Source organism: Shewanella sp. OMA3-2 (genome assembly GCF_021513195.1).
Classification (GTDB): Bacteria; Pseudomonadota; Gammaproteobacteria; order Enterobacterales; family Shewanellaceae; genus Shewanella.
In genome coordinates this window covers 1,253,960-1,278,624 of record NZ_CP090974.1, presented here as the reverse complement: position 1 = coordinate 1,278,624, position 24,665 = coordinate 1,253,960, and the positions used below count along the sequence as shown (strand labels likewise).

The following is a 24,665-nucleotide window of genomic DNA, read 5'->3' as shown; positions in this document are numbered from 1 at the left end:
TATCCAGTTAAATCAATACGGTACAATCCTCGACACCGTATTGAATGACAATGCAGAACTGGCGTAATATCAATATTGATATTAAAGGTCAAATTTTACTTCATCAAGTAGCTTCACTGCCGCTTGATGATTTTCAGCCAATTTATAAATAGGAAGTGAATCTGCTTTAAATTCGCCCCATGATGCCACAAGTTTTGATGGCTTCACATCAGCTTTAACCGGATATTCCATGTTAACGTCCGCATAGGCTTGCTGAGCAACATTAGAGGTTAAAAACTCCATTAATTTGATTGCATTACCTTTACTTGGAGAAAATTTAGCTAACGCCATACCTGAGACGTTAATGTGAGCGCCACGATTAGCCTGGTTAGGAAAGTTAATATAAACGGCTTCAGCCCAACTTTTTTGGTTTTCGTCGATCAACATGTTGCCGTAATAATAGCTATTACCGAGGGCGACATCGCACATCCCTTCTTTAACCGCTAATACTTGATCACGATCATTACCTTGAGGTTTACGCGCTAAGTTAGCTTTTACACCTGTTAACCAGGTTTTGGTTTCCGCCTCACCATGATGCGCAATCATTGAGGCCACTAACGCCACATTGTAAGGATGCTTACCACTGCGAGTACAAATTTTACCTTTGTATTCAGGCTTAGCTAGGTCTTCATAATCGATATCAATCTTGCCTGTGCGTTCTTTGGAAGAATATACATTACGCACTCGCATAGTCAGCGCATACCAATCATTGTTAGGTGAACGATAAACTTCAGGAATATTGTTATTAATCACCTCATTGTTCACAGCAGAGACGAGGTCTTTTTCAACGAGTTCCATTAAACGAGAAAAATCAGATGTTAATACCACATCAACAGGAGATAAACGGCCTTCACGTTCAATACGTTCTGCAATACCATCTTTAGCAAATACAACATTAACCTTAATACCCGTATTTTGAGTAAACTGCTCTAAGATAGGCTCAACTAAAAATGCTTGTCGATATGAATACACAGTTAACGCTTCATCCGCCATGGCTGAACAGGCTAAACTGGCTAAACCTAAAACCGCAGTACCTTTTACCATTCTCATTTGTGTATTTCCCTTCGTTGGTTGAAACGACCAAAAGCAATTAACAATGATAATAATTATCAATCGCGACAAGGGTAAATGATCAGCACAAAAGGAGCAAGTGCCTTTTACAGAATTTGTATTGATGTTGATTTAGATCACGCTAAACATTACATACCAATAACGCTGTGACTTATTACCAATATTTCTCTACTGTGATTTGCCCTGGGGCACGTCTAAGATTTTTAGTTAATCCTAATGTTAATAACGCAGTTTGTGCATCAGCAATCATGCCTGGGTTACCACAAATCATCACTTGAGAATCTTCAGCATTAATCGCTAATGACACCTTCTGTTGTAATAAGCCGCTATTAATTGCATCGGGAATACGACATGTCAATGCACCTTCAAACGGTTCGCGAGTCACAATAGGAATAAAATGAAATTGCTGTGGATATTTTGCTTGCAGCTGCTTAATAGCCGACAAGTAAGCTAAGTCTTCAGCCAAACGTACACCATAGACCAACACCACTTTCTCAAACCGTTGCCAAGGCTCGTCAGTAAGCAACATTGAAATAAAGGGCCCAACGGCTGTACCGGTAGATATCAACCACAAATGATTACCTTGTAATGCCCCGTGTGGAATTTCATCTAAGGTCATAAACCCTGTTGCCTTGGGTGTTACTTCAATAGTATCACCCGCAGAAAGCGATTGAAGGTCGGGTGATAATTGCCCATTTTCCACAGCAACCGCTAATATTTCAATATAATCGCTACCAGGTGGGTTAACCACAGAGTACGCCCGAGCAATACGTTTATCATCACGAATTTGGCTTAGTTTAATAAATTGCCCAGCGATATAAGGTTCAATAGGTGCTTTAATTTTTAAAGAAAAAAGCTTGTCATTCCAATCAATTCGCTCAATTACTTCACCAGTTACCCACATAACATACCTTATTATTTCGAGTCTTCAGTAGAAGGTAACATGCCTAACTTAAACTTAGCTAATCCACTTTGAATATGTTCATAGGTACTGTCAACGCCTGCAGCAATATCCCCCTGAAGTACTTTCAAACCAGACAATATTGACTTAGCTTGCCCAAAACCGTCATCTATCGCCTTAGATATTTTATCCATAAAGCTATTAAGCTGGCCTTCAAAATCAGCATCGGGGTTTTGTTGTTGATACAACCCAAAAAAACCTGTGGCAAATTGCACTATTCGATCAGCGGTAGCTGTAGGTGAGTAATCAACCTCAACCTCCATAGATTTTGATGGCTTATTTTCGCCCAGCACTAAATCAAGCTCAGCATCAATAGCATCTATTGCACTGCGATATAACAACGCCAGTGATTGATCTCCCGACGATAGCGTCACTTTTTCCTGTGCCGCCAGAATTTGCCCATTCATCAATCGTTTAGTTATTTGGCTAACAGACATACTGGCTTGTTTGTCCGTTGACCGCACATCTTGGCTGCTACTCTTTTCCGCAATCTGCTTGTCTTTTTCGACATTGTTTGACACTGATGTGAATTGCGCCATATTTTTATTTGGTTTAATTTCCATGAAGTCTGCTCCATTTTTTCAAATCGGTATCTCTTTATCGACGAGTAAAAATTAACCTAAAGTGATATTTGTAAATAACATCATTTAAACTCAACCCTAACTTTAGATGCTCTGACTACTTTAATCGCTTATTGCACCCAATAAATATTGAATTAGTCTCTAAACTAAGTTCTAAACAATTAATTTAGTGGCATTTATCTGTTATAAACTCGCTATTACACGTACATTGATCTTATTTTTGATACTCAATAAAAATTTGAATGATAAAAGATATTATTCAACTATATTGAGTTTGCGATCTTTCGAGATCAATTTAACTTACTACATTTAAGGGTAATACATGCAACTTCAACCGTGGATTTTATGGGGGATAGATCTGTTCACAGGACTGTTTCTAATACTATTTTGGGCCGCTATCATTAGTGTCGTGTATATGTACATCGCTGATAGATTACAGACCAAGCAAGCTATTAGACACAACTACCCTGTTATAGGTCGATTTCGGTATTTATTTGAGAAACAAGGTGAGTTTTTTAGGCAATACTTTTTTGCTAACGACCGTGAAGAGTTACCTTTTAATCGCGCTGAACGCAGCTGGGTATATCGAGCGGCCAAAAATGTAGAGCGTACCATTGCTTTTGGTTCAACCCAGCCCTTAGACAAACAAGGCAGTATTCTGTTTCTCAACTCGGCATTTCCAATCAGTGATCACGTCCATGTTGAACCTGTCACAGTGACTGTCGGTGAGCAATGTCCATCACCTTATACCACTGATAAAATTTGTCATATTTCAGCCATGAGTTTTGGAGCATTATCAAGACCTGCAATAACCGCATTATCCCATGGCGCGGCAAAAGCTGGCTGCTGGTTAAATACGGGGGAAGGTGGATTAAGTCCACATCACCTAAAAGGTAATTGTGATCTAGTATTTCAAATTGGCACCGCAAAATATGGCGTGCGTAATGCTCAAGGTCACCTTGATGATGACAAGCTGAAACAAATCGCGGCTCATCCACAGGTAAAAATGTTTGAAATTAAACTCAGCCAAGGTGCAAAACCAGGTAAAGGCGGCATACTTCCTGGTATAAAAGTCACTGAAGAAATCGCTAATATAAGGGGAATACCAGTTGGTGAGGACTCTATCAGCCCTAATGGTCACCCTGAAATTAACTGTGTAGCAGATATTTTAGATATGGTTGCTCAAGTCAGAAATGCCACTGGTAAGCCCACAGGTATAAAGGCGGTTATAGGCGACATCAGTTGGATTGAAGACATGTGTGATGAAATTGCACAGAGAGGACTTGAGCATGCGCCAGACTTTTTCACCTTAGACAGTGCTGATGGTGGAACAGGAGCCGCCCCTCAGGCACTTATGGACAATGTTGGTTTACCACTAAGAGAAAGCCTGCCAAGACTCGTCGACTTACTTATTCAAAAAGGGTTACGTCAACGAATAAAAATTATTGCTACCGGAAAATTAGTGATGCCATCCTATGTTGCATGGGCACTCGCTACGGGAGCTGACTTTATCGCATCAGCCAGAGGCAATATGTTTGCTTTGGGTTGCATTCAATCACTGCAATGCAATAAAGATACTTGTCCTACAGGTATCACTACCCATGATAAACGATTACAACAAGGGCTAGATCCTAAAGATAAATCAACTCGTGTAGCCAGCTACAATCATTACCTACACTATGATTTAACAATGATAGCTCACTCTTGCGGTGTTAATGATGCAAGACAATTAACGCGAAAACATGCACACATTGTTATTGCAAGTGGGGTATCTGTTTCTCTAGATAAGCATTACAAGCACTTGATTAGTTAGATTTCTCAATATACCCCTAAAGTATTACTTTCAAGCTTTTTGATTATCAGTTAAACTATAAGGTGATACGTGGATCACATTACAAAGTTAAAGTGTAATATGTGTCACCTATAATCGCGACAAGGTAGCAAATACAAGTTAGCGGTTATAACCGATATAAAATACTTTAAAGGGTATAATCTTGAACTTAAAGAACACTCAAGCAGCCGCCAATGGAAAAATAGCCAGCAACAGCTGTAAAAATTGCGATCGCCTGACAGAAATAGAAGGTGAGATGGTGTGTTTTGAACAAGGTAAAATCACCAGACTTGTGCCTATGACGGAGCCAAATACCTTAATAAAACTGGTTTGTATTGGTTGGAAAAAAAAATAACACCCTCAATAACACTTAATAGTTCAGTATGGTTTTTCCAACTAAAACTATAAATTAAATCCCCCTTACTACAAACCTATATTAGTAAACCCTTATTTTCAGAGTGTTTAATAATTTTTTTGTTTAGCTCATTAGCGGATTGTTTTGCTAATGTTACTCCACGGGTAGTGACTCTTAACCCTGCACATAACTCATTATAAACACGGTTAATTTCATCCTCTGACAATTCTCGTGCTTTCAACATAGCAACAATAGCAAACCAATCTGTACTCACCTGATGTTGAGTTCCTTCTAGGGCTGCGATTAAAAGAATATTCTGCATCAGCCATCTCCATATGTGATTAGCATTTAAAAATATGTGATTGGTACTTAAAACTAGCACTTAAGATATGTCGTCCAACTATTCAAAGCTATTGAGTCACTTTACTAATAAAGTCCCCCACTGTACATTTGAATAACGGGGTTAATTATACTCAAACACTATTCATAAACACTAGCTAACCTCTGCTCGGGATAATAAACCTTTATCAAGCAGCTATTTGTCTTGCTAGCTGCGTTATTTGTTTACACAAGAGTACGTGCAATAGGCTCGTTATTGACGTGTTAATGCGCCTTTTTTTCAACACAAATGACAGGTTAGCTATGCCTTTTTGCTTGCAACCGGTTAACATTTTAACTTAATTATCTTTTAAGTTTGCTCATTCTGAATCGTCCATAGGTGTGCATATAGACCTTTGTTATTGATCAACTCCGCGTGAGTCCCTGTTTCAACGACTTGTCCTTTACTTAATACGACAATCATATCAGCATCGATAATTGTCGATAAACGATGCGCTACAACTAAACTTGTATGACCCTTAGCAGCATCACGCAGAGCATTTAAAATGGCTTTTTCAGATCGACTATCTAAAGATGATGTCGCTTCATCGAATACTAAAAAAGGTGTCGATTTTAACACTGCACGTGCGATAGAAACCCGTTGCTTCTCTCCTCCAGATAATTTTAAACCACGCTCACCTACTTTGGTTTGCCATTGTTTAGGGAGTACATTAATAAATTCACTCAAATGAGCTAATTCAGCTGCATTCTCAATTTCAATTTGGGTTGCATCGGGTCTACCGTAGCGAATATTTTCAAATAAGGAGTCATTAAATAACACCGTATCTTGTGGAACAATCGCAATCGCTCGTCTCAGCGCCTGTTGAGTTAAATCGCGAATATCAACGTCATTGATGGTAATGCGGCCCTTATTAACATCGTAAAAACGGAACAGTAATTTAATAAGCGTTGATTTTCCAGCACCACTGTCTCCAACCACAGCAACTTTCTTGCCTAAAGGAATTTCAAAGCTAACGTTGTTTAATATTTGCCTTTCATCATATTGAAAACTGACATTCTCAAACTTAATCGTCCCAAGCTCAGGAGGTTGATCATCGGCATGTTCCCTATCAACCACTGTTGGTTGCTTATCCAAAATATCAAACATACGTTCAATATTAGCCAGCGCACCTCGGATCTCTCTATAAACAAAGCCTAAAAAGTTAAGTGGGATAAATAACTGCATCATAAAGGCATTAATCAGCACAAAATCACCAATTGTCATGGTTTTTTCAGTGACCTCATACGCCGCAAGCCACATCATTGCCGTCATCGCAATCGCGATAATAGATGCCTGCCCGGCATTAAGAGCAAATAATGACAAACGGTTTTTTCGCTTTGCCACTTCCCAATCCGCAAGGGCAGAGTCATAACGTGCTGCTTCATGTGTTTCATTATTAAAATACTTAACTGTTTCATAGTTAAGTAAACTATCAATAGCACGCGTGTTAGACAAAGAGTCTGCTCGAGCGGCCTCGCGTACAAACTCAGTACGCCACTCGGTCGCCATAACCGAATACCCAATATAAGCAACAACAGCAACAAGTGTAATCAACGCAAAGCTAATGCCATATTGATAGAAAAAAATACCAATGACTAAAGTGATTTCAAGCAGGGTCGGTACAATATTAAACACCATAAAACGCATCAAAAAGCTTACACCGCTGGTACCGCGTTCAATATCTCTAGATAAGCCGCCTGTTCGACGATCTAAATGAAAATCTAAATCTAGTCGATGCAAATGCTCAAATACGGCCAAACCTAATCGTCGCATGGCTCTTTCAGTGACTCGACCAAAAAGCGTGTCACGTATCTCGCCTATCACCACATTAAGGAATCGGATCCCACCATATGCAAGTACTAGTGCAATTGGGGCTACTACCACTGCATTGACCACGGCGGTGTTACTGTCTAAAGTATCGACTAACTCTTTTAAAATGAAGGGTAAACCCACGCTGGCCAACTTCGCCACGACTAAGCAAGTCATAGCTAAAAAGATACGTCCTTTAAACTCTAATAAATAAGGCCAAAGCATACCTAAGACAGTCCAGTTAAGCCTACCTACAGGTCCTTCAAAATAAGCGGATGGCCGCATAAATAGCTCCAGTTAATCAATGGCGAACAATATTGAAATAAAAGACAATTTCCTCTGTAGGCATGATAACACTGCACTCGCACCAATGATGTTAACAAGTGCAAAATTAGCGCTATGGCACCCGCTACATAATGAAAACAGGCATAAAAATACTTATCAGCCCTAAATTCCCCAATTAAATCGATTAAAACAATACTTTTAACCTACTAAATTAAATCAAAGCACATCAAAAATACTAATTAATTGAAAATAAATTGCCTTTTATCCTTTTTTTACTCTAATAAGAGTTATGTCTAAGATCAGAATTTGTTACTCTTTAACCGTACTAGGTTACCCCAAAAAATTAGCGTAATAAGCTAATGAGTAAATGGCGTAATTGTTAATTGAATATGATTGGTAGGAAGCTTTATGTTAGACAGTACGAATATAAAATACCCTCCACTACAGTTAATTCAAACATGGGTTTGGATGATGATTGAGTCGGATAACCCTGAATTACAAGACAAAGGGCGTAACAATCTCATTCTCGCATTTGGAACACTCGCCAAAGCTAATGAGTATTTGACCCAAAGCCTTAATAAATAAGGCGCGTAATGCGCCATATTTATTAAACCTTAAGTCAGTCTAACCTCTGCGTTTAATTACACTGTCACTCAGGATGGCCAGAAGCGATTCGGTATCTTGCCAACCTATACATCCGTCGGTGACACTTTGTCCATAACATGCTGCTTTACCATCAAGGATATCTTGACGTCCTTCAACTAAATGGCTTTCAACCATCACCCCAAAAATACCATGATTACCGGCAGCGATCTGACCTGCAACATCTTCAGCGACTAGCATCTGACGTTTATAATCCTTCTCACTATTGGCATGGCTAAAGTCAATCATGATATTGTCAGCTAATTGAGACGAAATAAGTTGTGATTGAATTTTACTGACATCTTCTGCGCTATAATTAGGCTTTTTGCCTCCACGTAAAATGATATGACAGTCAGGATTTCCTTTGGTAGAAACAATAGCCGAATGACCAAACTTGGTCACAGATAAGAAATGATGTGGCGCATTCGCTGCCCCTATCGCATCAATGGCCACTTTTATCGTGCCATCGGTACCATTTTTAAATCCTACTGGGCATGATAATCCCGATGCAAGCTCACGGTGAACTTGAGATTCTGTCGTACGAGCACCAATAGCCCCCCAACACATCATATCGGCCACATATTGTGGGGTAATCATATCTAAATACTCGCCAGCGGTGGGAATACCAAGATCATTTAAATCAACAAGCAGTTTACGTGCTGTACGCAGTCCATCATTTAATTTAAAGCTGTTATCCATAAAGGGATCATTAATAAGTCCTTTCCACCCCACGGTTGTACGTGGTTTTTCAAAATACACTCGCATAACCACTTCAAGCTCATCGGCATATTTTTCGCGCATAACAGCTAAGCGTTGGCCATATTCAAGTGCAGCTTTAGTGTCATGAATAGAACAAGGCCCTATCACAACTAATAAACGGTCATCTTTTCTAGCCAAAATATTATGAATGCTATTGCGCGCAGTAAATACCGTTTCAGATGCATTTTCAGACGCCGGAAATCGCTCTAAAATGGCTATAGGGGGAAGTAACTCTTTTACTTCATTGATGCGCACATCATCGTTTTGATAATACATATAATACAACTCCGGCTTACTGGCTAAATTTCAATCGTTTTGCAATGATTAGCTTCAAATGAATGGCATTTACAGAACATGACATTAAAATTTACTCATTATCCACTCACAAATCAATAAACTATTCATATTTAAATATATTGTTTTTATATAGTTGTTTTTTATGAAGAATATATTTCTACTTAATTAATTTATAAATACTTTTCTTAATCATAAAATCACACCATCAAAATATCTTCAGCAAGATTATTCCGAGCTTGTTATACTTTAGTCACATCTGAATAATGGTTATCCAATAAGCTCTATTGGTAATGTTGCAGTTTTAAAGGTGAAATAATTTGAGATTACAAAGTCAAACAATTAAACAACATACTAAACTGAGTCATTACTGGTCTTTTATGTGTTTATGTAGCTTTATGCTAATTCCCCCCGTTTTTTCATCGACAGAACTAACCTATACTGGTGAAGACTTTACTGGCATTGGCCTGACTGACCCTGCATCAATCAATAAACCAATCACTTTTACTACCAGTAACAGCATAGAACCTTACTTCTTTATCGAGAAGAAAGGCGGTTTACAGTATAATTTGCTCATCAGCGCGTTACAGATGAATCACCTAGAATTAGGCAGCATCACTTATGCGACTAATTTACGAGCATTAAGATTGGTAAAAACCAAAGAAGTGGATTGCATTATTAACGCCCCTTCTACTGACGATGGCCTATTTCTGACTCAAAGTTTAATTGAATATCAAAATAGCCTATTTTATTTAACCAAAAACAAACTCAAAATCGATACGGTCAACGATCTTAAAAAGTATTCTTTAATTGCTTTTCAAAACGCCAGTCAATATTTAGGCGATGAATTTATCGCTGCATCGACACAGCATCAAGATTATACTGAAATTGCGAGCCAAAAAAGTCAGGTGCTAATGCTATTTAGTGAACATACACAAATGATTATTTTGGAGCAGCGTATTTTTGATCACTACCGCCATAAACTTCAACACAGAATTAAAGATCCCTTTGAAGTCACCCAAATGATCTTATTCAATCAATCGCCGCGCTATATTGCTTGCCATGATCAACAAACCGCCATTTTAGTTGATGAAGCTATATCTCAACTAAAACAAAGTAATCTGTATCAGCAAATATTACTTGATGCAGAGCAAGGTAAATATAACACTCAATATAACCAACACTAAGGCCTGTTGATCTTTCAAAGTTGTTTTTGTAGCGAAGGGGCCGGCTAAACAGAATTGACTCTGCTGAGCTTAAGCTAATTTATTGTGCACTAAGCCACTAGAATCACCAATTTTTCATTGCCTGCAGCTTAATTTGATATCGGCGCTTATCATCAACATCCCCCGTTAATGCTAATGCTTTTTGCATATTTTTCTGCGCTAAACGGCGCTCCCCCGTTGCCCAGTAAGTCCTTGATAAACCGAAATAGAATTCATGTCGATAATCCGCTTTTTCAAGTGCCCTTTTATACCAGACTAGTGCTTCTTGGTAATGCTGTTCGAAGTAGGCTTGCTGCGCCATATCATAATAATAAAATGGGTTATTGATTCTATGTAATTCTAGTATTTTATGTACTGCCGCCCACTCATCTAGCCTGTCTTGCTCACCCAGAATTAAGGCTAAATTAAATAAAGTTGTCACATCTTCTTTATCAAGCAATAACGCTGTTCGATAGGCTTGTTCAGCCTTTTCATCGTCCCCCTTATGTCGATATATCACTGCAAGTGTATTAATACTGGCTATGAAGCTCGGGTCCATTCGAATTGCTTGTTTAATCAAGGCATAAGCTAAGTCATACTGCTGCTCCACCAATGCTTCGGCGGCAATATTGTTGTAATACATTGCGGTCAAGGTTTGCTTATTGACCCGCTTTTGACTAAAACCGCGCACTGCCCTTTCGGGTAGAAAATCGATTAATATTTTGTTGTCACGAAAAGAAACAGTATTAGCATCCGTTGCAGCGACCAAGAATAAATTGACATGGCCATTCACCAGATAAAATCCGCCTCGTTTATCCCAAACGGGCTCAACATCAATGTCTTGAAATTCTACAGGTATACTAAAAATATCCGCTAATGCGGCAGATAATACCACCAGCGACATACAGTTACCTTGCCGACTAATGGCCGTTTCACTGGCGGGGCGAGTGTAATGATCTCGGTATTCAAAGCCACCATTTTGTGCGCCAATATATTGGGCTAGCCAAGAGTGAATGGGCATTTTTCGATGTTGAGTGGTATTGTCTCTTGAGTAAGCTTGCTTGATTTGAGCGATATAAGACGATGGTAAGCTATAAATCTGCTCAGGTGAGATGATCTCAGTTGCGATAAATAACTCATCATGGAATAGTGATTCAACATCCATAGACTGTACGACAGCAGATCTAGACTGACAGCCAAGCAGTGATAAAAACAGCGTAAGCATTATTAATAAAGGCAGCATGGCTTGCGTTAATTGATTAAAGCCTTTATTACAAACCCCGTATTGTTGAAAGGTAATTACCCACATAACCTCACCCTCTTAATCGAGATACGAATAAGATAAGCTTAGTCAAATAAACCCTTTTCAGCCAAAAAAGCGATGAATAAACCCTAATCGCCAACCAGATTAATGAAATATCTTGCCACATTTATCCACAGTATTAAGCCTATTTAGGCTGCGCGGGATGCTTAGGCGGATCAATTTGAATAAATAACTGTTTATTTTGATACTCATAAGGGCGATAGGCTAAACCAGCACAACTAAAGTAGCGGAAAGGTAATGCGAGCGGGACACATCCTACTGGCAATGATTGTAAAATTTCAATCTGTTGCTGCATTCTTAGCGCTTCTTGCCATTCATACTCTTTGATGACTTGATCGCGAACCGCAAATGCATCAAATGAGTCTGATGACTTACGCACCACAACTTGCCCTGCACAAATTGAAAAACTCATTAGTAAGTTAATCGCAATGACCACAACAAATTTCATCAAAGTATTCATAAGCAGCCTCAAATTATGTAGCTATATCAAATTATGTAGTAAGCCATAAATTTAGCACATAAAAAAACAGAGCCCTAAAGGACTCTGTTTAAATATTGCGATACTTTACACAATTAGCTGCCCGTTTTTACACTAACAAACTCAGGATAAGCATCAATACCACAGTCAGATGCATCCATACCGACATACTCTTCTTCTTCAGTGACACGAATGCCCATAGTAATTTTTAGCGCATACCAAACAACAAGTGAAGCAGAAAATACCCAACCAAAGATAACCACAGCGCCGAATAATTGCGAACCAAAATTAGCATCAGCATTCGATAATGGTACTAACATAAGGCCTAAGAAACCTGCCACTCCGTGCACCGAAATAGCACCAACGGGATCGTCAATTTTGATGCGATCAAAACCAATGATAGAGAAGATAACAATACCACCAGCGACTAAACCAATCACGCCTGCCATCACTAGCGAAGGTGATAATGGGTCGGCCGTAATCGCTACAAGGCCTGCTAAAGCACCGTTTAATATCATGGTTAAGTCTGCTTTACCCCAAACCACTTTACACACAATCAAGGCTGCTATAGCACCGAATGCGGCGGCAGAATTAGTGTTGACAAAAACCTTAGCCACGGCTGACGCATTTTCAGCATCAGACACTAATAATTGTGAGCCACCGTTAAAGCCAAACCAGCCCATCCACAGAATGAACATGCCTAAGGTCGCCATAGGTAAGTTAGAGCCAGGGATCGGATTAACCTGGCCGTTAGCACCATATTTACCTTTACGAGCACCGAGTAACAATACTCCCGAAATAGCCGCTGCCGCCCCAGCCATGTGCACTATGCCACTGCCCGCAAAATCAACAAAACCCGCTTCTGATAAAAATCCACCACCCCAAGTCCAATAGCCCTCTATCGGATAAATAATCGTCGTCATAAACACTGAAAATGCCAAGAAAGCCCATAATCTCATGCGTTCTGCGACTGCTCCCGATACAATCGACATTGCGGTAGCAACAAACACCACTTGGAAGAAAAAGTCAGATTCTAGGGCGTGATCAGCATCAGCAGCTTGTGAGCCAATTAATGCGCCAAATGAAGGGATAATACCGCCTTCAGCATTGTCGACATACATGATGTTGTAGCCAACAAGCAAGTAAGTTACGCACGCAATTGCATACAAGCATACGTTTTTAGTTAGAATTTCAGTGGTATTTTTTGAACGTACTAAACCAGCTTCTAACATGGCAAACCCCGCAGCCATCCACATCACTAGTGCACCAGAGATCAAAAAATAGAAGGTATCTAATGCAAAGCGTAACTCGCTAACCGTTAGTCCTAATTTTGCTAATTCTTCCATTATCATTACCCCTTATAATGCTTCGTTATCAACTTCACCGGTACGAATACGCACGGCTTGTTCTAAATTAGTTACAAAGATTTTACCGTCACCAATCTTGCCGGTATGCGCCGCAGTGGTAATAGCTTCAATTAACATATCTAAGTTTTCTTCTTTAGTGGCGATCTCTAATTTTACTTTAGGTAAAAAATCCACTTGATATTCAGCACCGCGATAAAGCTCAGTGTGACCTTTTTGACGACCAAAACCTTTCACCTCAGTGACTGTCATACCCTCAATGCCCATTCCAGCGATAGCTTCACGGACATCATCCAATTTAAATGGTTTGATGATTGCGCTGACGAGTTTCATCCCGACCTCCAAAAATTAATAAAATATGAATTTGTTATATATTTGTTGGTTTAACAGATTCAATCATCAGGCCAGTTTTTTAAACCTATGTTTTAAAAGAAAATAGATTTAATTTCTCGATAAAAATAGCACGAGTAAGCACCATATTAGTGCGCAATAAAACTATGCCGCTTGATATTGGTGCAGCAATACCATGGTGAGTTCAGAAGTGTCTTAGAGCCTGCGACGTGATAAATGGTATAAAAAAAGCCCTCTTTCGAGGGCTTTAAAAAAGCGTTTGGTTACTTAATACTGCTATTCACATAACCGATTGAGTCGGCTTAACAACTTACTTATAAGTTGCTTCGCGCTTTTTGGCTTCTTGTTGCCATTTAGGCACTAGATTTTTCTTAAATGCTTCTTTTTCTGCATTCATTGTTTTCATGTCCATGCCTAATGCAGCTTGCGCTTTTGCTTTAGTCGAGGTGTCAGGGTAAACAATAGGTTGCTTAACACCTTTAGCCGCTAATAGATGAGCAAGCTTAATACGTGCATTAGCCGCTTTATCAACCGCGGTGCCTAAAATACGTAATGCTTCATCTGCTGCGTGAGCTGCAACGCCATGTGATGCAGTTGCAAAATCCCAACGCCACTGTGAATGACGGATATCAGTAAGGATAGGCTTCATTTCTGCCTCAGTTGCCCCCGCATCCCAAGCCGCTTTTGCTTCGAAGTGAGCTTTGACTAATTGCGCTTCAGCACTGGCTTTAAGCTCGCCAACTTTTTGCTTACGCTCATTGGTTAAATCAACCATAAACTCTTTGCTTTGGCTATGACAAGTAGCGCAGGTTTCGTCAAAACGATCAAATGGGTTACCCACTTTATGATCGGTAAATTTACCTTTACCGTTTGCTTTAGCCACTTTAGGCATATGACAGTCAGTACAGGTAACGTTGTTTTTACCGTGTATACCTGCTTTCCATGTTTCATAACCTGGGTGCTGCGCTTTAAGCATTGGGGTTTTAGATAACGCATGAGTCCAATCAGAGAACGCCATGTTGTCATAGTAAACTTCCATTTGCTCAACTGTGGTTCCCATATCCCACGGGAACTTCACAAAACCTGATTTATCAGCTGTTTTCTCGAAGTAATATTCAACATGGCACTGCGCACAAACCATTGATTGCTTGTCTTTACGAGATGCTTTATCAAAAGGTGTACCAATAGCACCTAATGCACGATCGACATATGGCCGAGAGATGCGTAATTTAGGGGAACCTTTTTCATGACAGTCACCACAACCAATTGTATTAACAATTTCAGCTCCACCTTTAGCCCATTTTCCTGCAAAATAGCCATCCTCGCCCTGTTCTTCAATTACACGAGGAACATCAGGACTTTTACAGCTCCAACATGCCATAGGCATTGGGCCATCTTCAGCATTCTTAGGCGCACCGGTACGTAATGTATTAGTCACATCGGTAACGGCATAATGGTGACCACGTGGTGCATTATAATCTTTTGCAAAGCCGTAACCCGCCCATAAAACCACTAAGCTAGGTACCTCTTCCAGCATATCAACAATTTCTTCACTTTCACTGGTATCATGCCAAGATTCATACTGAGCCGAATACTTATCTTTATATACTTCATTGCGAGGCTCAGTCTTATCACTTGCCATGGCACCTGCAGCCAAAAAGCTGGTCGCAATCACTGCACTTAATACAGTAGATTTTACGTTCATCATCATCTTCACTCCGTGTTACTTTATAATTAATTTATAACCACGATATCTCCAAGGTCAAAATTAGCTATTTAAGCCCCAACTAAGAATACCCCTTTTGAGGTATAGGAATAAAAGTATGCGCCAGATCAATATGTGAACGTGTTGTATCTCACATTTCTTCAATTTTGTTAATGTATTAAAGCGCCAGCTAATGTAGAACTCACTGTTCGCCTATACTTTAGGGCTGTTTAAAGCTGGTAAACATGCCACAATAATACAGGTAAAAAAAACAATAAAATGGACCAAAAATGTTAACACGCGGTAGCTTAACTTCTACAATACTCGGGGTAATGTTAATCCTAATTTTGCTTTCTTCAAGTTTAGCTGTGTACTCAATTATTAATTTATCATTCAGTATTGGTGATGCCCGTGCAATTAACGCCTCTGGCTCATTACGTATGCAAAGTTACCGACTACTGCTATCGGCCAACACAAACAATGATCAGGTTAGTGCGAAAATTAAAGAGTTTGAAAACACCCTCAACTCAGATGTGCTGCAAAGTTCCCTCGCTTGGTACAGCCCAAAAACCTTATCAAAGCAGTACTTATTAGTCATAGATAAATGGCAGTTAATGAGAACCTATGCAGAAACAGGCGATATCAATCTTTATAGCGAAGCATTAACCGATTTTGTTGATACCGTCGATATTCTCGTATTAGAGATAGAGCATTTTTCCGCCGATAAACTGAGGTTATTGGTCCTCAGCCAAGTCATTGGATTAACACTCATGTTAATCGTTGCCGCCATTGCTGTGACATTTACCCGCAAGCGTGTTGTAAAACCACTGCAATTATTAATAGATAGTGCAATGACTATTTCGCAGGGTAATTTCGATGTTGATATGCCTAAAACGGATTACATAGAGCTAACCGCATTAAGCAATGCCCTGAAAAAAACCGCCTCTGAATTATCAAATTTATATCAAGATCTTGAGCAACAGGTTTCCGATAAAACCTTAGCGTTAACACGTGCTAATAATGAACTCTATTTCTTATATGATAATTTGATCATGCTGCATTCAGACAAGCTTGACTATAAAGCGTTAAAATCAGCTTTAGATCAACTTCAACGTTTTGAAAAATTAGATTTTTTAAGATTGGTGATCGAACATGAAGGCCAATCGCAAGATGTTATTGAAGCCAGCAAAGGTTGGCCTACTATAGCTCAAAACAGCGTGTGTTTTCCGCTGCAATTAGAGCAAACTCGCCAGGGTTATTTAGAAGTCATCTCCACACATAAACTCAATAATCCCTTGTTTATCAATTTTGCGGTGATGCTAGCACGTTCAATTACCATTCATAATGCGACAGAGCAAAGACAACAGCTCGCGTTAATGGAGGAGAGAGCAGTGATTGCCCGTGAACTGCATGATTCTTTAGGGCAATTATTATCCTTTTTAAAAATTCAGGTCAGCTTGTTACGTAAAAAATTACCGGACAATTGCCGTAATCAAGAAGTAGAACTTCAGATAACTGAAATTAACGATGGTGTTAGTTTTGCTTATGCCCAGCTACGGGAATTATTATCCACTTTCCGCTTAACCATTAAAGAGCCCAACTTGAATCACGCCTTAGAAGTCATGCTTGATCAATTAAGGCCCCAAACAGATATTCAGCTGAGTTTACAATACACATTGTCGGCGCATTTACTTGAAGCAAAACAACATATTCACATTTTGCATTTAACCCGTGAGGCCACGTTAAATGCAATTAAACACGCCAATGCCGAACATATCGTGATAGATTGTCAACTCACATCATCAGGAATAATTAACATTACTATTTCAGATGACGGCATGGGTGTATCACATTTAAAAGAGCGTGCTCAACACTTTGGTATTGGCATCATGCATGAGCGTGCCAGCAAATTAAATGGCCAGCTGTCTTTTAGCTCCAATGCTGCAGGCGGCACCACAGTCACACTTTGTTTTCCATCACAGCAGGAGCCTTTAAATGGGTAAACCATATTCAGTACTCGTTGTCGACGATCACCCCTTACTTCGTCGTGGTATTTGTCAACTTATTACCTCTGATGGAGACTTTACTCTTTTCGGTGAGGTCGGTACGGGTTTAGATGCATTAACCGCAGTCAGTACTCATGAACCTGACATCATATTATTAGACTTAAACATGAAAGGCATGTCGGGTTTAGACACCTTAAATGCAATGCGCCAAGAAGGCGTCACCGCTCGTATTGTTATTCTGACAGTGTCAGATGCAAAACAAGATGTTATTCGTCTACTGCGCGCCGGTTCTGATGGATATTTATTAAAAGACACTGAGCCAGAATTACTGTTAGAACAGCTTAAAAAGGCCATGTCAGGTCATCGCGTTATCAGCGAAGAAGTTGAAGCCTATATGTTCGAATTGAAAACGGCCGATGATGAAAATGGATGGATAGCAAGTCTCACACCGCGAGAACTGCAAATCTTACAGGAATTGGCAGAAGGAAAAAGTAACCGAGTGATTGCAGAAGACTTACACATTAGTGAAGGCACCGTCAAAGTCCATGTAAAAAACTTGCTCCGCAAAGCCAATGCGAAATCACGCACGGAGATGGCTGTTAGATACTTAAATCAATAAGCATAAAGACACGTTTAATTAATCTAACTCTTATGACTTATGGTCTGTAAACGGGATCGCTAAAAATAAGGATCTCGTTATCCTCTAAAAAGTTAACCATAAAAATACCAGCTTTTGTCCTTAATCAATCAGCCAGCATCATAACTAATATTGATTAATTAATGATTATTCTTGAATAAACACTAACCAGCTTTTAAGTGCTTTTTCAAAATCTTCTAAGCCACAATATCCTTCCGATTCTGCATCATACAAAGCCATGCCGTCTTCAAGATTATGTTCTTCATCAAAATCAATCGCGTTAACAAAAATACGTACCTGCTCAATGTCGGCATCTAGGGTTAAATCATTACCGATATCCCGCCATTCGGTTTTCGCCCCAGCAATTAATTGGCCAATATAAGTTAGCACTTGCTGAGCGCGTGTTACATCTGCACCTAATTCTTCAGCAAACCAACGGCCAAACACTTCATGATCCATGCTGAAATTGGCAAATACAGTGTCATCTAGACGATTACGTCGAAATTCGAATTCCATTTTATACTCTTAATTATTCTCGGGCTTTTAAAAGTTCTTGGCAGTGATTCAATCTGCCATAACCTATTTTAAACCATAAATGATATTTTGCTGTATATGACAGTACGATAACTATTGGGCGCTGCCAGTATATATCGTAAAGTAACCCTAATTCATCAGAATTGATTTTCAAATACAATTCGTTAAGGAAATACCCTATGCACAAAGGATTTATTTATTGCTTACTGCTAACGGGCCCAAATGCTGGCCAGACACTATCAGAAGAGCAGTTAACCACTTGGAAGCCCGAAGATGGTTTGCTTTGGGTTCATTTAAAATATAAGTCAACAGATGCTCGACAATGGTTAAATAATCAAAAGCTAGAAAAAACTGAACGCGATATTTTGCTAGCTTCAGATACACGCCCTAGGGTTGTGCATTCTACTAACGGTATTCTACTGACATTACGTGGCGTGAACCTTAATCCAAATTCAGATCCTGAGGACATGGTTGCAATACGTATTTATAGTGAAGAACACAGGATCATTTCTACTTGTGAACGCCAGTTACAATCAATTACAGAAATAGCCGACAGCATTAAACTTGTCAAAGGCCCTATTGACAGTGCTGGGTTTATTTTAGCAATTGTTGATCACCTTACGCAGCGCCAAGTAGAGTACATCAACAAACTAGAAGAATTGATGGATGAATTAGAAGAACGGGTTGTGACTGACACCAACAAATCTTTACGTATGGATATTGCTGAGTTACGCCGTCAAACCGTAGTGTTAAGAAGATACCTTGCACCGCAACGTGAAGCATTAGGTAAAATCTTACATGAAAGCAGTCTGCTACTTGATCAAAATGATAAAATTCGTTTACGGGAAACCCAAGATAACCTCATCAGAGTGATAGAAGACTTAGATGCGATACGCGATCGCGCCAGTGTTACTCAGGAAGAGCTTCAATCTCGACAAGCTGAGCAGCTTAATCAACGACTATATTTCTTATCACTTATTTCAGCGATCTTTTTACCATTGGGTTTTTTAACCGGTTTACTCGGGGTGAATATCGCAGGCATACCTGGGGCTGACACAAATTGGGCATTTGCCGCATTCTGCGGCGGATTACTCGCGTTAATAGCGATGCAAATGTACTTGTTTTATCGTTTAAAATGGATTTAATCCTAGATATTGCTAATGCTCCACAGCAGATAGAAACACATAAAAATGGGCGCTAATTAGCGCCCATTTTTGAAGTCAATGCTTAACGATTGAGCTTATATATTATTTCGCAGCAGGCTCAACAGGTGCTTTTTCAATTGAAATCAATTCAACTTCAAACACTAATGTAGAGTTAGCTGGAATAGTACCTGTATCACGGTCGCCATAGGCAAGTTCAGCTGGAATAACGAACTTGTATTTTGCACCAACAGACATTAACTGAACGCCTTCGGTCCAACCAGGAATTACGCGGTTAAGCGGGAATTTTGCTGGTTCGCCACGTGTATATGAGCTATCAAACTCAGTACCGTCAGTTAATGTGCCACGATAATGTACTTCAACTGTATCTTCTGCAGCTGGCTTATCGCCTTCACCTGCGGTTAATACTTCATACTGTAAGCCTGATTCAGTTGTTACAACGCCTGCTTTAGCTTTGTTGTCACTTAGAAACTTCTGGCCTTCTTCAATCGCTTTAGCCGCTAAGGTTTCAGCTTGCTCTAAACGTTTGTCATTTAATTTTTGGTCTAGACCTTGTAAAACAGTTTGCATTTCTTCTTCGGTCAAGTCGGTAGTATCGACTAAGCCATCGCTAAAACCTTGGATGATCAAAGTACGATCAACGGCAAAGCCTAGCTCTTCTTGTTCTTTGATATGGCCAGACATGTACTTACCGATCGATGCACCGACACTGTAAGCTTCTTTTTGAGCTTCAGTTGTAAGCTCAACTTTCTTCGCTACAGCTTCTTCTTGGTTACATGCAGTTAGACCAACAACGGCTAATGCAACTAACGATAATTTATAAATTGATTTCATTAAAGCTTCCTCAGCATCCTTAAGTGGTTACAATAAGCACATAACTGTCTGTAATGAGACAATTAGGCTAATGTTAGTAAGCCACTTTATACTAACTATTTCTGATATACCATTGGGTTGAGTCCTTATGGACAACTTTTTAAGGAGCAAGTTCATGTTACGCGTTTTACTGCTGATTTTTTGCTCACTTTTATTGGTTGCCTGCCAGCCTAAAGCCGATCACACTATGGTATTAACCTCTGATGCAAGTTACAGCGCGACATTATCCCAAGATGGTCAATATGCGTTAGTCAGTACGGCTAACGATGGAGTACAGTTTTGGTCACTCACTGACAAGGTTATCAAGTATCAGTGGATACATGGAGCTAGCAATAGCAGTAATGTCTTTGATACTGCAATTTCCAGCAACAATGCCTACGCCGCTACCTTGTCCAGTGACTCTGTGGCTATTTGGAGTATCGACACCGGTCGCTCTGTCGGCTGGTGGACACTGCCTGCTTATGCACAAAGTGTCGCTATTGCCAACAACGGCCATGCGTTAATTGGTTTGGCTGATGGCTCTGTCATGTCGCTACAACCAGATAACCAAGGATTAATTCAGTTTTTAGGCCACCAAGAAAAGGTGAATAGCGTATCTATTTCTGATGATGGCTTAATGGCGTTAAGTGGTGGTAACGACGGACAAGTTCGTTTATGGCAAGCACAAACAGGTCAGCCATTACAGCAATGGCAATTGGATTCCAGAATAACCAAAGTACTATTAAGTGGTGATGGCATCTTAAGCTTTGCGGGTGATATCACTGGCAATGCGGCGATTTGGCAATCAAGCTCTGGCAAACAAGTCACCCCGCTGTTAATTGATCGTCGCCAAATGAATGTATCTAGCGCACGATTTGTTAGTAATAATAGCCAGCTGTTAACTGGCACACCCTCTAAAGAAATATTTTTATGGCAAGTTGACTCAGGCGAACGTCTTCAAAGATGGCAAGTTAAGGTGACTAAAAACAGCCAAAGCAGAGGCGCTGTAGTATACTCTGTCGCCCAGCCCAGTGCTCAAACTGTGATGAGTGTTAGCAGCCAAGGTTTATTAGAAACCTGGGATTTATAAATGTTTTTGACGAGGTTTAAATGGAACAATTGTTAACCAAAATTGATGATTTAGAAACTAAGATGGCGTTTCAAGAAATTACCTTGGAAGAGTTGAATCAAGAAGTGATTAAGCTCAATGATATTGTCTCGCGTCAGCAACACCAAATTATGATGATGGTTAATAAATTACATGCCATTGAACCAAGCAATATGGCTAGCCACGCAGATGAAACACCGCCGCCACATTACTAAATGCGTCATGAGGTGAGTTGCTCACACCGCCATATACTGGCTAATGACTGGCTCACATTAATCAATATTATCTGTACAGGATGTCTATGTCTGCTGCTGTTTTGTTGCCAATAGCTGTAACGGGGGATAATATTTTAGCTCTAAAGGCTGAAAAAGTGACCTCGTTTGATGAGTCTATTCAGTTACTCGCCGCCAATATGCAAGCGACCATGACAGCCGCAAACGGAGTAGGCATTGCAGCACCACAAGTTTTTAGCACTGCAGCAATGTTCATTATGGCCTCAAAACCTAATGAACGCTATCCCACCGCGCCAGCTATGACGCCCATTGTGGTGATAAACCCGACAATATTAGCTGCCTCTGAGTTAATGGAATCTGCCGATGAGGGTTGTTTATCGATACCAGGACAGCGAATTAACATTTGGCGTCATGCGGATATTAAAGTGCAATATCAACAGCTAAATGGTAATTTGGTTACTCAAAACCTCACTGGGTTTATTGCGCGTATTTTTCAGCATGAATTTGACCATCTTCAGGGCATCACCTTGCTTGAGCGAAGTGTAATGGATGAACAAACTCAGCAAGAGCTGCATGCTTAAACCTGGGTTGCGTTTAACATTTTTCAATTAGGTAATTAACAACAAGGATAATGAATGAAACTGAATGCTTTCTTGATACCAAGTTCAACCATCATCAGTGTGTTGATGTGTTTAACCTTATCAGGCTGTGCGTTCAACAGCATATTCGTTAATTATCCGTCACAAATTATCCCCTATAAACAACAAATTAACAGTCCCACCCCAGTACTCAATCTTGACGATATTGCTAATGAAATCACCTCTAATGATGGCTTATTATATGCTCAAGAATCTGGGCGTTTAGCGCAAATCAATGGCAATTTCGAACAAAGTCAACGCTATTATCAGCAAGCGATGGAAGCTTATAAAGCCTTTGATGAGCAAGCAAAAATCAGCGTATCGGATATAGGTTCAAAGGCCAGTAGCTTATTACTAAACGACAATGCTATTCCTTATCGCGGACCAGGCTATGAACGGATTATGCTGCATCAGTATCAAGCTTTAAACTACCTGTTTTCGGGTGATGCACAGGGCGCAATGGTAGAATTAAGGCGCAGTAACGAATTGCAAAGTAGTGAGCAAGCTCGCTACCAAAAATCACAAAAGTCAGTCCAGGCCATGGCAAACGGCACTATCGATGCTGAAGTAAACAAGTTAGGCCAATCTGCCGGTACAGTAACCAGTTCATTTTTAAATGCCTATAGTTACTACACTACAGGCTTACTTTACGAATTATTGGGTGAACCCAACGACGCCTATATTGATTACCGTAAAGCCGCTCAAATATCGCCTAATAATAAATACCTACAGCAGGATTTAGTTAGACTAGCTAAGCAGCTGTCGATGCCACAATATGATGATTTTTCACGCCGCTGGGGTGAGGCTGTATTAGCCAGTCCAAAACAAGGCCAGGTTGTAGTGTTAGTTGAGCGTGGTTTTGTACCTGAAAAACAAAGTTTAACCGTGCCCTTTATCATTGACGGTAACTGGCAAACCTTATCACTGGCCACTTATCGACCTTCGATGAGCAATACGGCGCCAGTCTCTATTCAAGGTCTGGGCAGTGTCCTGCAAGCAGAAAGCATAGCCAATATTGACGCGCTGGCGATTAATGCGTTAAAAGAAGACTTACCCGCGGCTCTGGTTAGGCAGGCATTGAGGGTTTATGCTAAAGCTGAAATGGCACAAAGCGTGCGCAGTGAAAGTAAACGCCGTAACGACCAAATTGATGCAGGCGCGATTGCGATGCAGATTTTTAATGTCATCACTGAACAAGCTGATCGCAGAAGCTGGTTAACCTTGCCCAGTCAGGCACTAATTGCTCGACAGTATGTTGACTCAGGCGAGTATGAAATCAGCCTAGGCAATACACAAAAAGCTAAAATTGACGTTAAATCAGATAAAACTACATTAATTTGGGTTATAGATACTGGTAATCGTACCCGTTTTTATTCGATAATCCTGTAATTGCACCACCAACTTATGGAATTGATTATGAAACCAATGAAACTAATATTTGTTCTTGCCGCAGTGTTGGGGCTAGCCGCTTGTCAATCCAAAGTGGAATATGGCGACGCAACAGAAGTCGAAACCGTTAACGAAAACTTCGGCTCTACCGATTTACAAGCCATTGCCGCTAAAATGGTTGATAGCATGATGACCTTCCCGCCAGTGATGATGATGACTCAAAATAATCGTCCTATTATTTTTGTCGATAAAATTAAGAATAAAACCTCTGAACATATCGATACCGAGTCAGTCACCGACACCATTAGTAACAAGTTACTGCGCTCTGGTAAGTTTCGCTTTATCGACATGACCAAAGTCGATGTAGTGCGTAAACAGCTCGATTATCAAAACAATGCTGGTATGGTTGACCCAACAACAGCCATTAAATTTGGTCGTCAAATTGGTGCGCAATTTATGCTTTATGGCAACTTATCTAGCATAGTCAAGCAAGATGGCAGCACCAAAGATGTATACTATAAAATGACCATGCGTTTAATGGACTTGGAAACAGGTTTAATTGAATGGTCTGATGAAAAAGAAATTCGTAAAACTAAGTCTAAGTCTTTCTTAGGCATGTAAAATGTAATCAATATATTGTGAAAGCCGACATCTGTGTCGGCTTTCTTATAT

25 protein-coding genes are annotated in these 24,665 nt (G+C 40.0%); 12 read left to right on the top strand and 13 right to left on the bottom strand.

The window, feature by feature from the left end; genetic code table 11:
* Positions 1 to 81: 81 nt before the first annotated feature.
* The 3 genes from L0B17_RS05665 to L0B17_RS05655 all read right to left on the bottom strand — a co-directional run bounded on the left by L0B17_RS05665 (position 82) and on the right by L0B17_RS05655 (position 2,634).
* Positions 82 to 1,089 (bottom strand): extracellular solute-binding protein, encoded by a 1,008-nt coding sequence (locus L0B17_RS05665; protein ID WP_235088256.1) that lies wholly within the window; start codon positions 1,087 to 1,089, stop codon positions 82 to 84.
* A 175-nt stretch (positions 1,090 to 1,264) separates the two neighbouring features.
* Positions 1,265 to 2,014 carry a ferredoxin--NADP reductase gene (locus L0B17_RS05660; protein WP_235088255.1) on the bottom strand — a complete coding sequence of 250 codons (750 nt, stop codon included), beginning with the start codon at positions 2,012 to 2,014 and terminating at the stop codon, positions 1,265 to 1,267.
* Between the two features lie 11 nt (positions 2,015 to 2,025).
* On the bottom strand, positions 2,026 to 2,634 hold the full coding sequence (locus L0B17_RS05655) for a DUF5610 domain-containing protein (protein ID WP_235088253.1): 609 nt from the start codon (positions 2,632 to 2,634) through the stop codon (positions 2,026 to 2,028).
* Positions 2,635 to 2,974: 340 nt separating this feature from the next.
* On the opposite strand from L0B17_RS05655, the gene L0B17_RS05650 reads away from it, so the two are divergent.
* Positions 2,975 to 4,465, top strand: coding sequence for an FMN-binding glutamate synthase family protein (locus tag L0B17_RS05650; RefSeq protein WP_235088251.1), 1,491 nt, complete (start codon positions 2,975 to 2,977; stop codon positions 4,463 to 4,465).
* A 181-nt stretch (positions 4,466 to 4,646) separates the two neighbouring features.
* The gene (locus L0B17_RS05645; protein ID WP_235088249.1) at positions 4,647 to 4,838 is read left to right on the top strand and encodes a hypothetical protein; all 192 of its coding nucleotides are present in this window, start codon (positions 4,647 to 4,649) and stop codon (positions 4,836 to 4,838) included.
* Between the two features lie 76 nt (positions 4,839 to 4,914).
* On the opposite strand, the gene L0B17_RS05640 is transcribed toward L0B17_RS05645, so the two are convergent.
* Together L0B17_RS05640 and L0B17_RS05635 are read right to left on the bottom strand one after the other, a co-directional pair.
* Positions 4,915 to 5,160 (bottom strand): hypothetical protein, encoded by a 246-nt coding sequence (locus L0B17_RS05640; protein ID WP_235088248.1) that lies wholly within the window; start codon positions 5,158 to 5,160, stop codon positions 4,915 to 4,917.
* A gap of 366 nt (positions 5,161 to 5,526) precedes the next feature.
* A complete protein-coding gene (locus L0B17_RS05635) occupies positions 5,527 to 7,311 on the bottom strand; it encodes an ABCB family ABC transporter ATP-binding protein/permease (RefSeq protein WP_235088246.1) in 1,785 nt (594 codons plus the stop codon).
* A gap of 408 nt (positions 7,312 to 7,719) precedes the next feature.
* Here L0B17_RS05635 and L0B17_RS05630 point away from each other — a divergent pair, with 408 nt between their 5' ends.
* On the top strand, positions 7,720 to 7,896 hold the full coding sequence (locus tag L0B17_RS05630; protein WP_235088244.1) for a hypothetical protein: 177 nt from the start codon (positions 7,720 to 7,722) through the stop codon (positions 7,894 to 7,896).
* Between the two features lie 39 nt (positions 7,897 to 7,935).
* On the opposite strand, the gene aroG is transcribed toward L0B17_RS05630, so the two are convergent.
* A complete protein-coding gene (aroG, locus tag L0B17_RS05625) occupies positions 7,936 to 8,988 on the bottom strand; it encodes a 3-deoxy-7-phosphoheptulonate synthase AroG (protein ID WP_235088242.1) in 1,053 nt (350 codons plus the stop codon).
* A gap of 338 nt (positions 8,989 to 9,326) precedes the next feature.
* Here aroG and L0B17_RS05620 point away from each other — a divergent pair, with 338 nt between their 5' ends.
* Entirely contained in the window at positions 9,327 to 10,193 is an 867-nt protein-coding gene (locus L0B17_RS05620; RefSeq protein WP_235088240.1) for an amino acid ABC transporter, read from the top strand.
* A gap of 103 nt (positions 10,194 to 10,296) precedes the next feature.
* Here L0B17_RS05620 and L0B17_RS05615 read toward each other — a convergent pair whose 3' ends face one another.
* The 5 genes from L0B17_RS05615 to nrfA form a co-directional block, all read right to left on the bottom strand.
* A complete protein-coding gene (locus L0B17_RS05615; RefSeq protein ID WP_336246488.1) occupies positions 10,297 to 11,520 on the bottom strand; it encodes a tetratricopeptide repeat protein in 1,224 nt (407 codons plus the stop codon).
* Between the two features lie 139 nt (positions 11,521 to 11,659).
* Positions 11,660 to 11,983: a hypothetical protein gene (locus tag L0B17_RS05610; RefSeq protein WP_235088239.1), complete on the bottom strand. Its 324-nt coding sequence runs from the start codon at positions 11,981 to 11,983 to the stop codon at positions 11,660 to 11,662.
* Between the two features lie 125 nt (positions 11,984 to 12,108).
* Positions 12,109 to 13,359 (bottom strand): ammonium transporter, encoded by a 1,251-nt coding sequence (locus L0B17_RS05605; RefSeq protein ID WP_235088237.1) that lies wholly within the window; start codon positions 13,357 to 13,359, stop codon positions 12,109 to 12,111.
* Positions 13,360 to 13,371: 12 nt separating this feature from the next.
* Complete coding sequence (locus L0B17_RS05600) at positions 13,372 to 13,710, bottom strand: P-II family nitrogen regulator (protein ID WP_226410960.1); 339 nt, start codon at positions 13,708 to 13,710, stop codon at positions 13,372 to 13,374.
* 328 nt (positions 13,711 to 14,038) lie between these two features.
* A complete protein-coding gene (gene nrfA / locus L0B17_RS05595) occupies positions 14,039 to 15,433 on the bottom strand; it encodes an ammonia-forming nitrite reductase cytochrome c552 subunit (RefSeq protein WP_235089602.1) in 1,395 nt (464 codons plus the stop codon).
* 290 nt (positions 15,434 to 15,723) lie between these two features.
* On the opposite strand from nrfA, the gene narQ reads away from it, so the two are divergent.
* The gene (gene narQ / locus L0B17_RS05590; RefSeq protein ID WP_235088235.1) at positions 15,724 to 17,436 is read left to right on the top strand and encodes a nitrate/nitrite two-component system sensor histidine kinase NarQ; all 1,713 of its coding nucleotides are present in this window, start codon (positions 15,724 to 15,726) and stop codon (positions 17,434 to 17,436) included.
* Positions 17,429 to 18,058 (top strand): response regulator, encoded by a 630-nt coding sequence (locus L0B17_RS05585; protein ID WP_235088233.1) that lies wholly within the window; start codon positions 17,429 to 17,431, stop codon positions 18,056 to 18,058. The genes narQ and L0B17_RS05585 overlap by 8 nt, the downstream gene beginning before the upstream one ends.
* Before the next feature lie 165 nt (positions 18,059 to 18,223).
* Here L0B17_RS05585 and L0B17_RS05580 read toward each other — a convergent pair whose 3' ends face one another.
* Entirely contained in the window at positions 18,224 to 18,592 is a 369-nt protein-coding gene (locus tag L0B17_RS05580) for a YacL family protein (protein WP_235088232.1), read from the bottom strand.
* Positions 18,593 to 18,789: 197 nt separating this feature from the next.
* Here L0B17_RS05580 and L0B17_RS05575 point away from each other — a divergent pair, with 197 nt between their 5' ends.
* Positions 18,790 to 19,755, top strand: coding sequence for a zinc transporter ZntB (locus L0B17_RS05575; protein WP_235088230.1), 966 nt, complete (start codon positions 18,790 to 18,792; stop codon positions 19,753 to 19,755).
* A 102-nt stretch (positions 19,756 to 19,857) separates the two neighbouring features.
* Here L0B17_RS05575 and fkpA read toward each other — a convergent pair whose 3' ends face one another.
* Positions 19,858 to 20,607: an FKBP-type peptidyl-prolyl cis-trans isomerase gene (fkpA, locus tag L0B17_RS05570; RefSeq protein ID WP_235088228.1), complete on the bottom strand. Its 750-nt coding sequence runs from the start codon at positions 20,605 to 20,607 to the stop codon at positions 19,858 to 19,860.
* 154 nt (positions 20,608 to 20,761) lie between these two features.
* On the opposite strand from fkpA, the gene L0B17_RS05565 reads away from it, so the two are divergent.
* The 5 genes from L0B17_RS05565 to lpoB all read left to right on the top strand — a co-directional run bounded on the left by L0B17_RS05565 (position 20,762) and on the right by lpoB (position 24,614).
* Positions 20,762 to 21,715 (top strand): WD40 repeat domain-containing protein, encoded by a 954-nt coding sequence (locus L0B17_RS05565; RefSeq protein ID WP_235088227.1) that lies wholly within the window; start codon positions 20,762 to 20,764, stop codon positions 21,713 to 21,715.
* A gap of 20 nt (positions 21,716 to 21,735) precedes the next feature.
* Positions 21,736 to 21,948, top strand: a complete 213-nt coding sequence (locus L0B17_RS05560; protein WP_235088225.1) for a SlyX family protein — start codon at positions 21,736 to 21,738, stop codon at positions 21,946 to 21,948.
* An 86-nt stretch (positions 21,949 to 22,034) separates the two neighbouring features.
* Positions 22,035 to 22,547: a peptide deformylase gene (gene def / locus L0B17_RS05555; protein WP_235088223.1), complete on the top strand. Its 513-nt coding sequence runs from the start codon at positions 22,035 to 22,037 to the stop codon at positions 22,545 to 22,547.
* 54 nt (positions 22,548 to 22,601) lie between these two features.
* A complete protein-coding gene (locus L0B17_RS05550; protein ID WP_235088222.1) occupies positions 22,602 to 23,993 on the top strand; it encodes a COG3014 family protein in 1,392 nt (463 codons plus the stop codon).
* A 27-nt stretch (positions 23,994 to 24,020) separates the two neighbouring features.
* Entirely contained in the window at positions 24,021 to 24,614 is a 594-nt protein-coding gene (gene lpoB, locus L0B17_RS05545) for a penicillin-binding protein activator LpoB (protein ID WP_235088220.1), read from the top strand.
* The last annotated feature ends 51 nt before the right edge of the window (positions 24,615 to 24,665 follow it).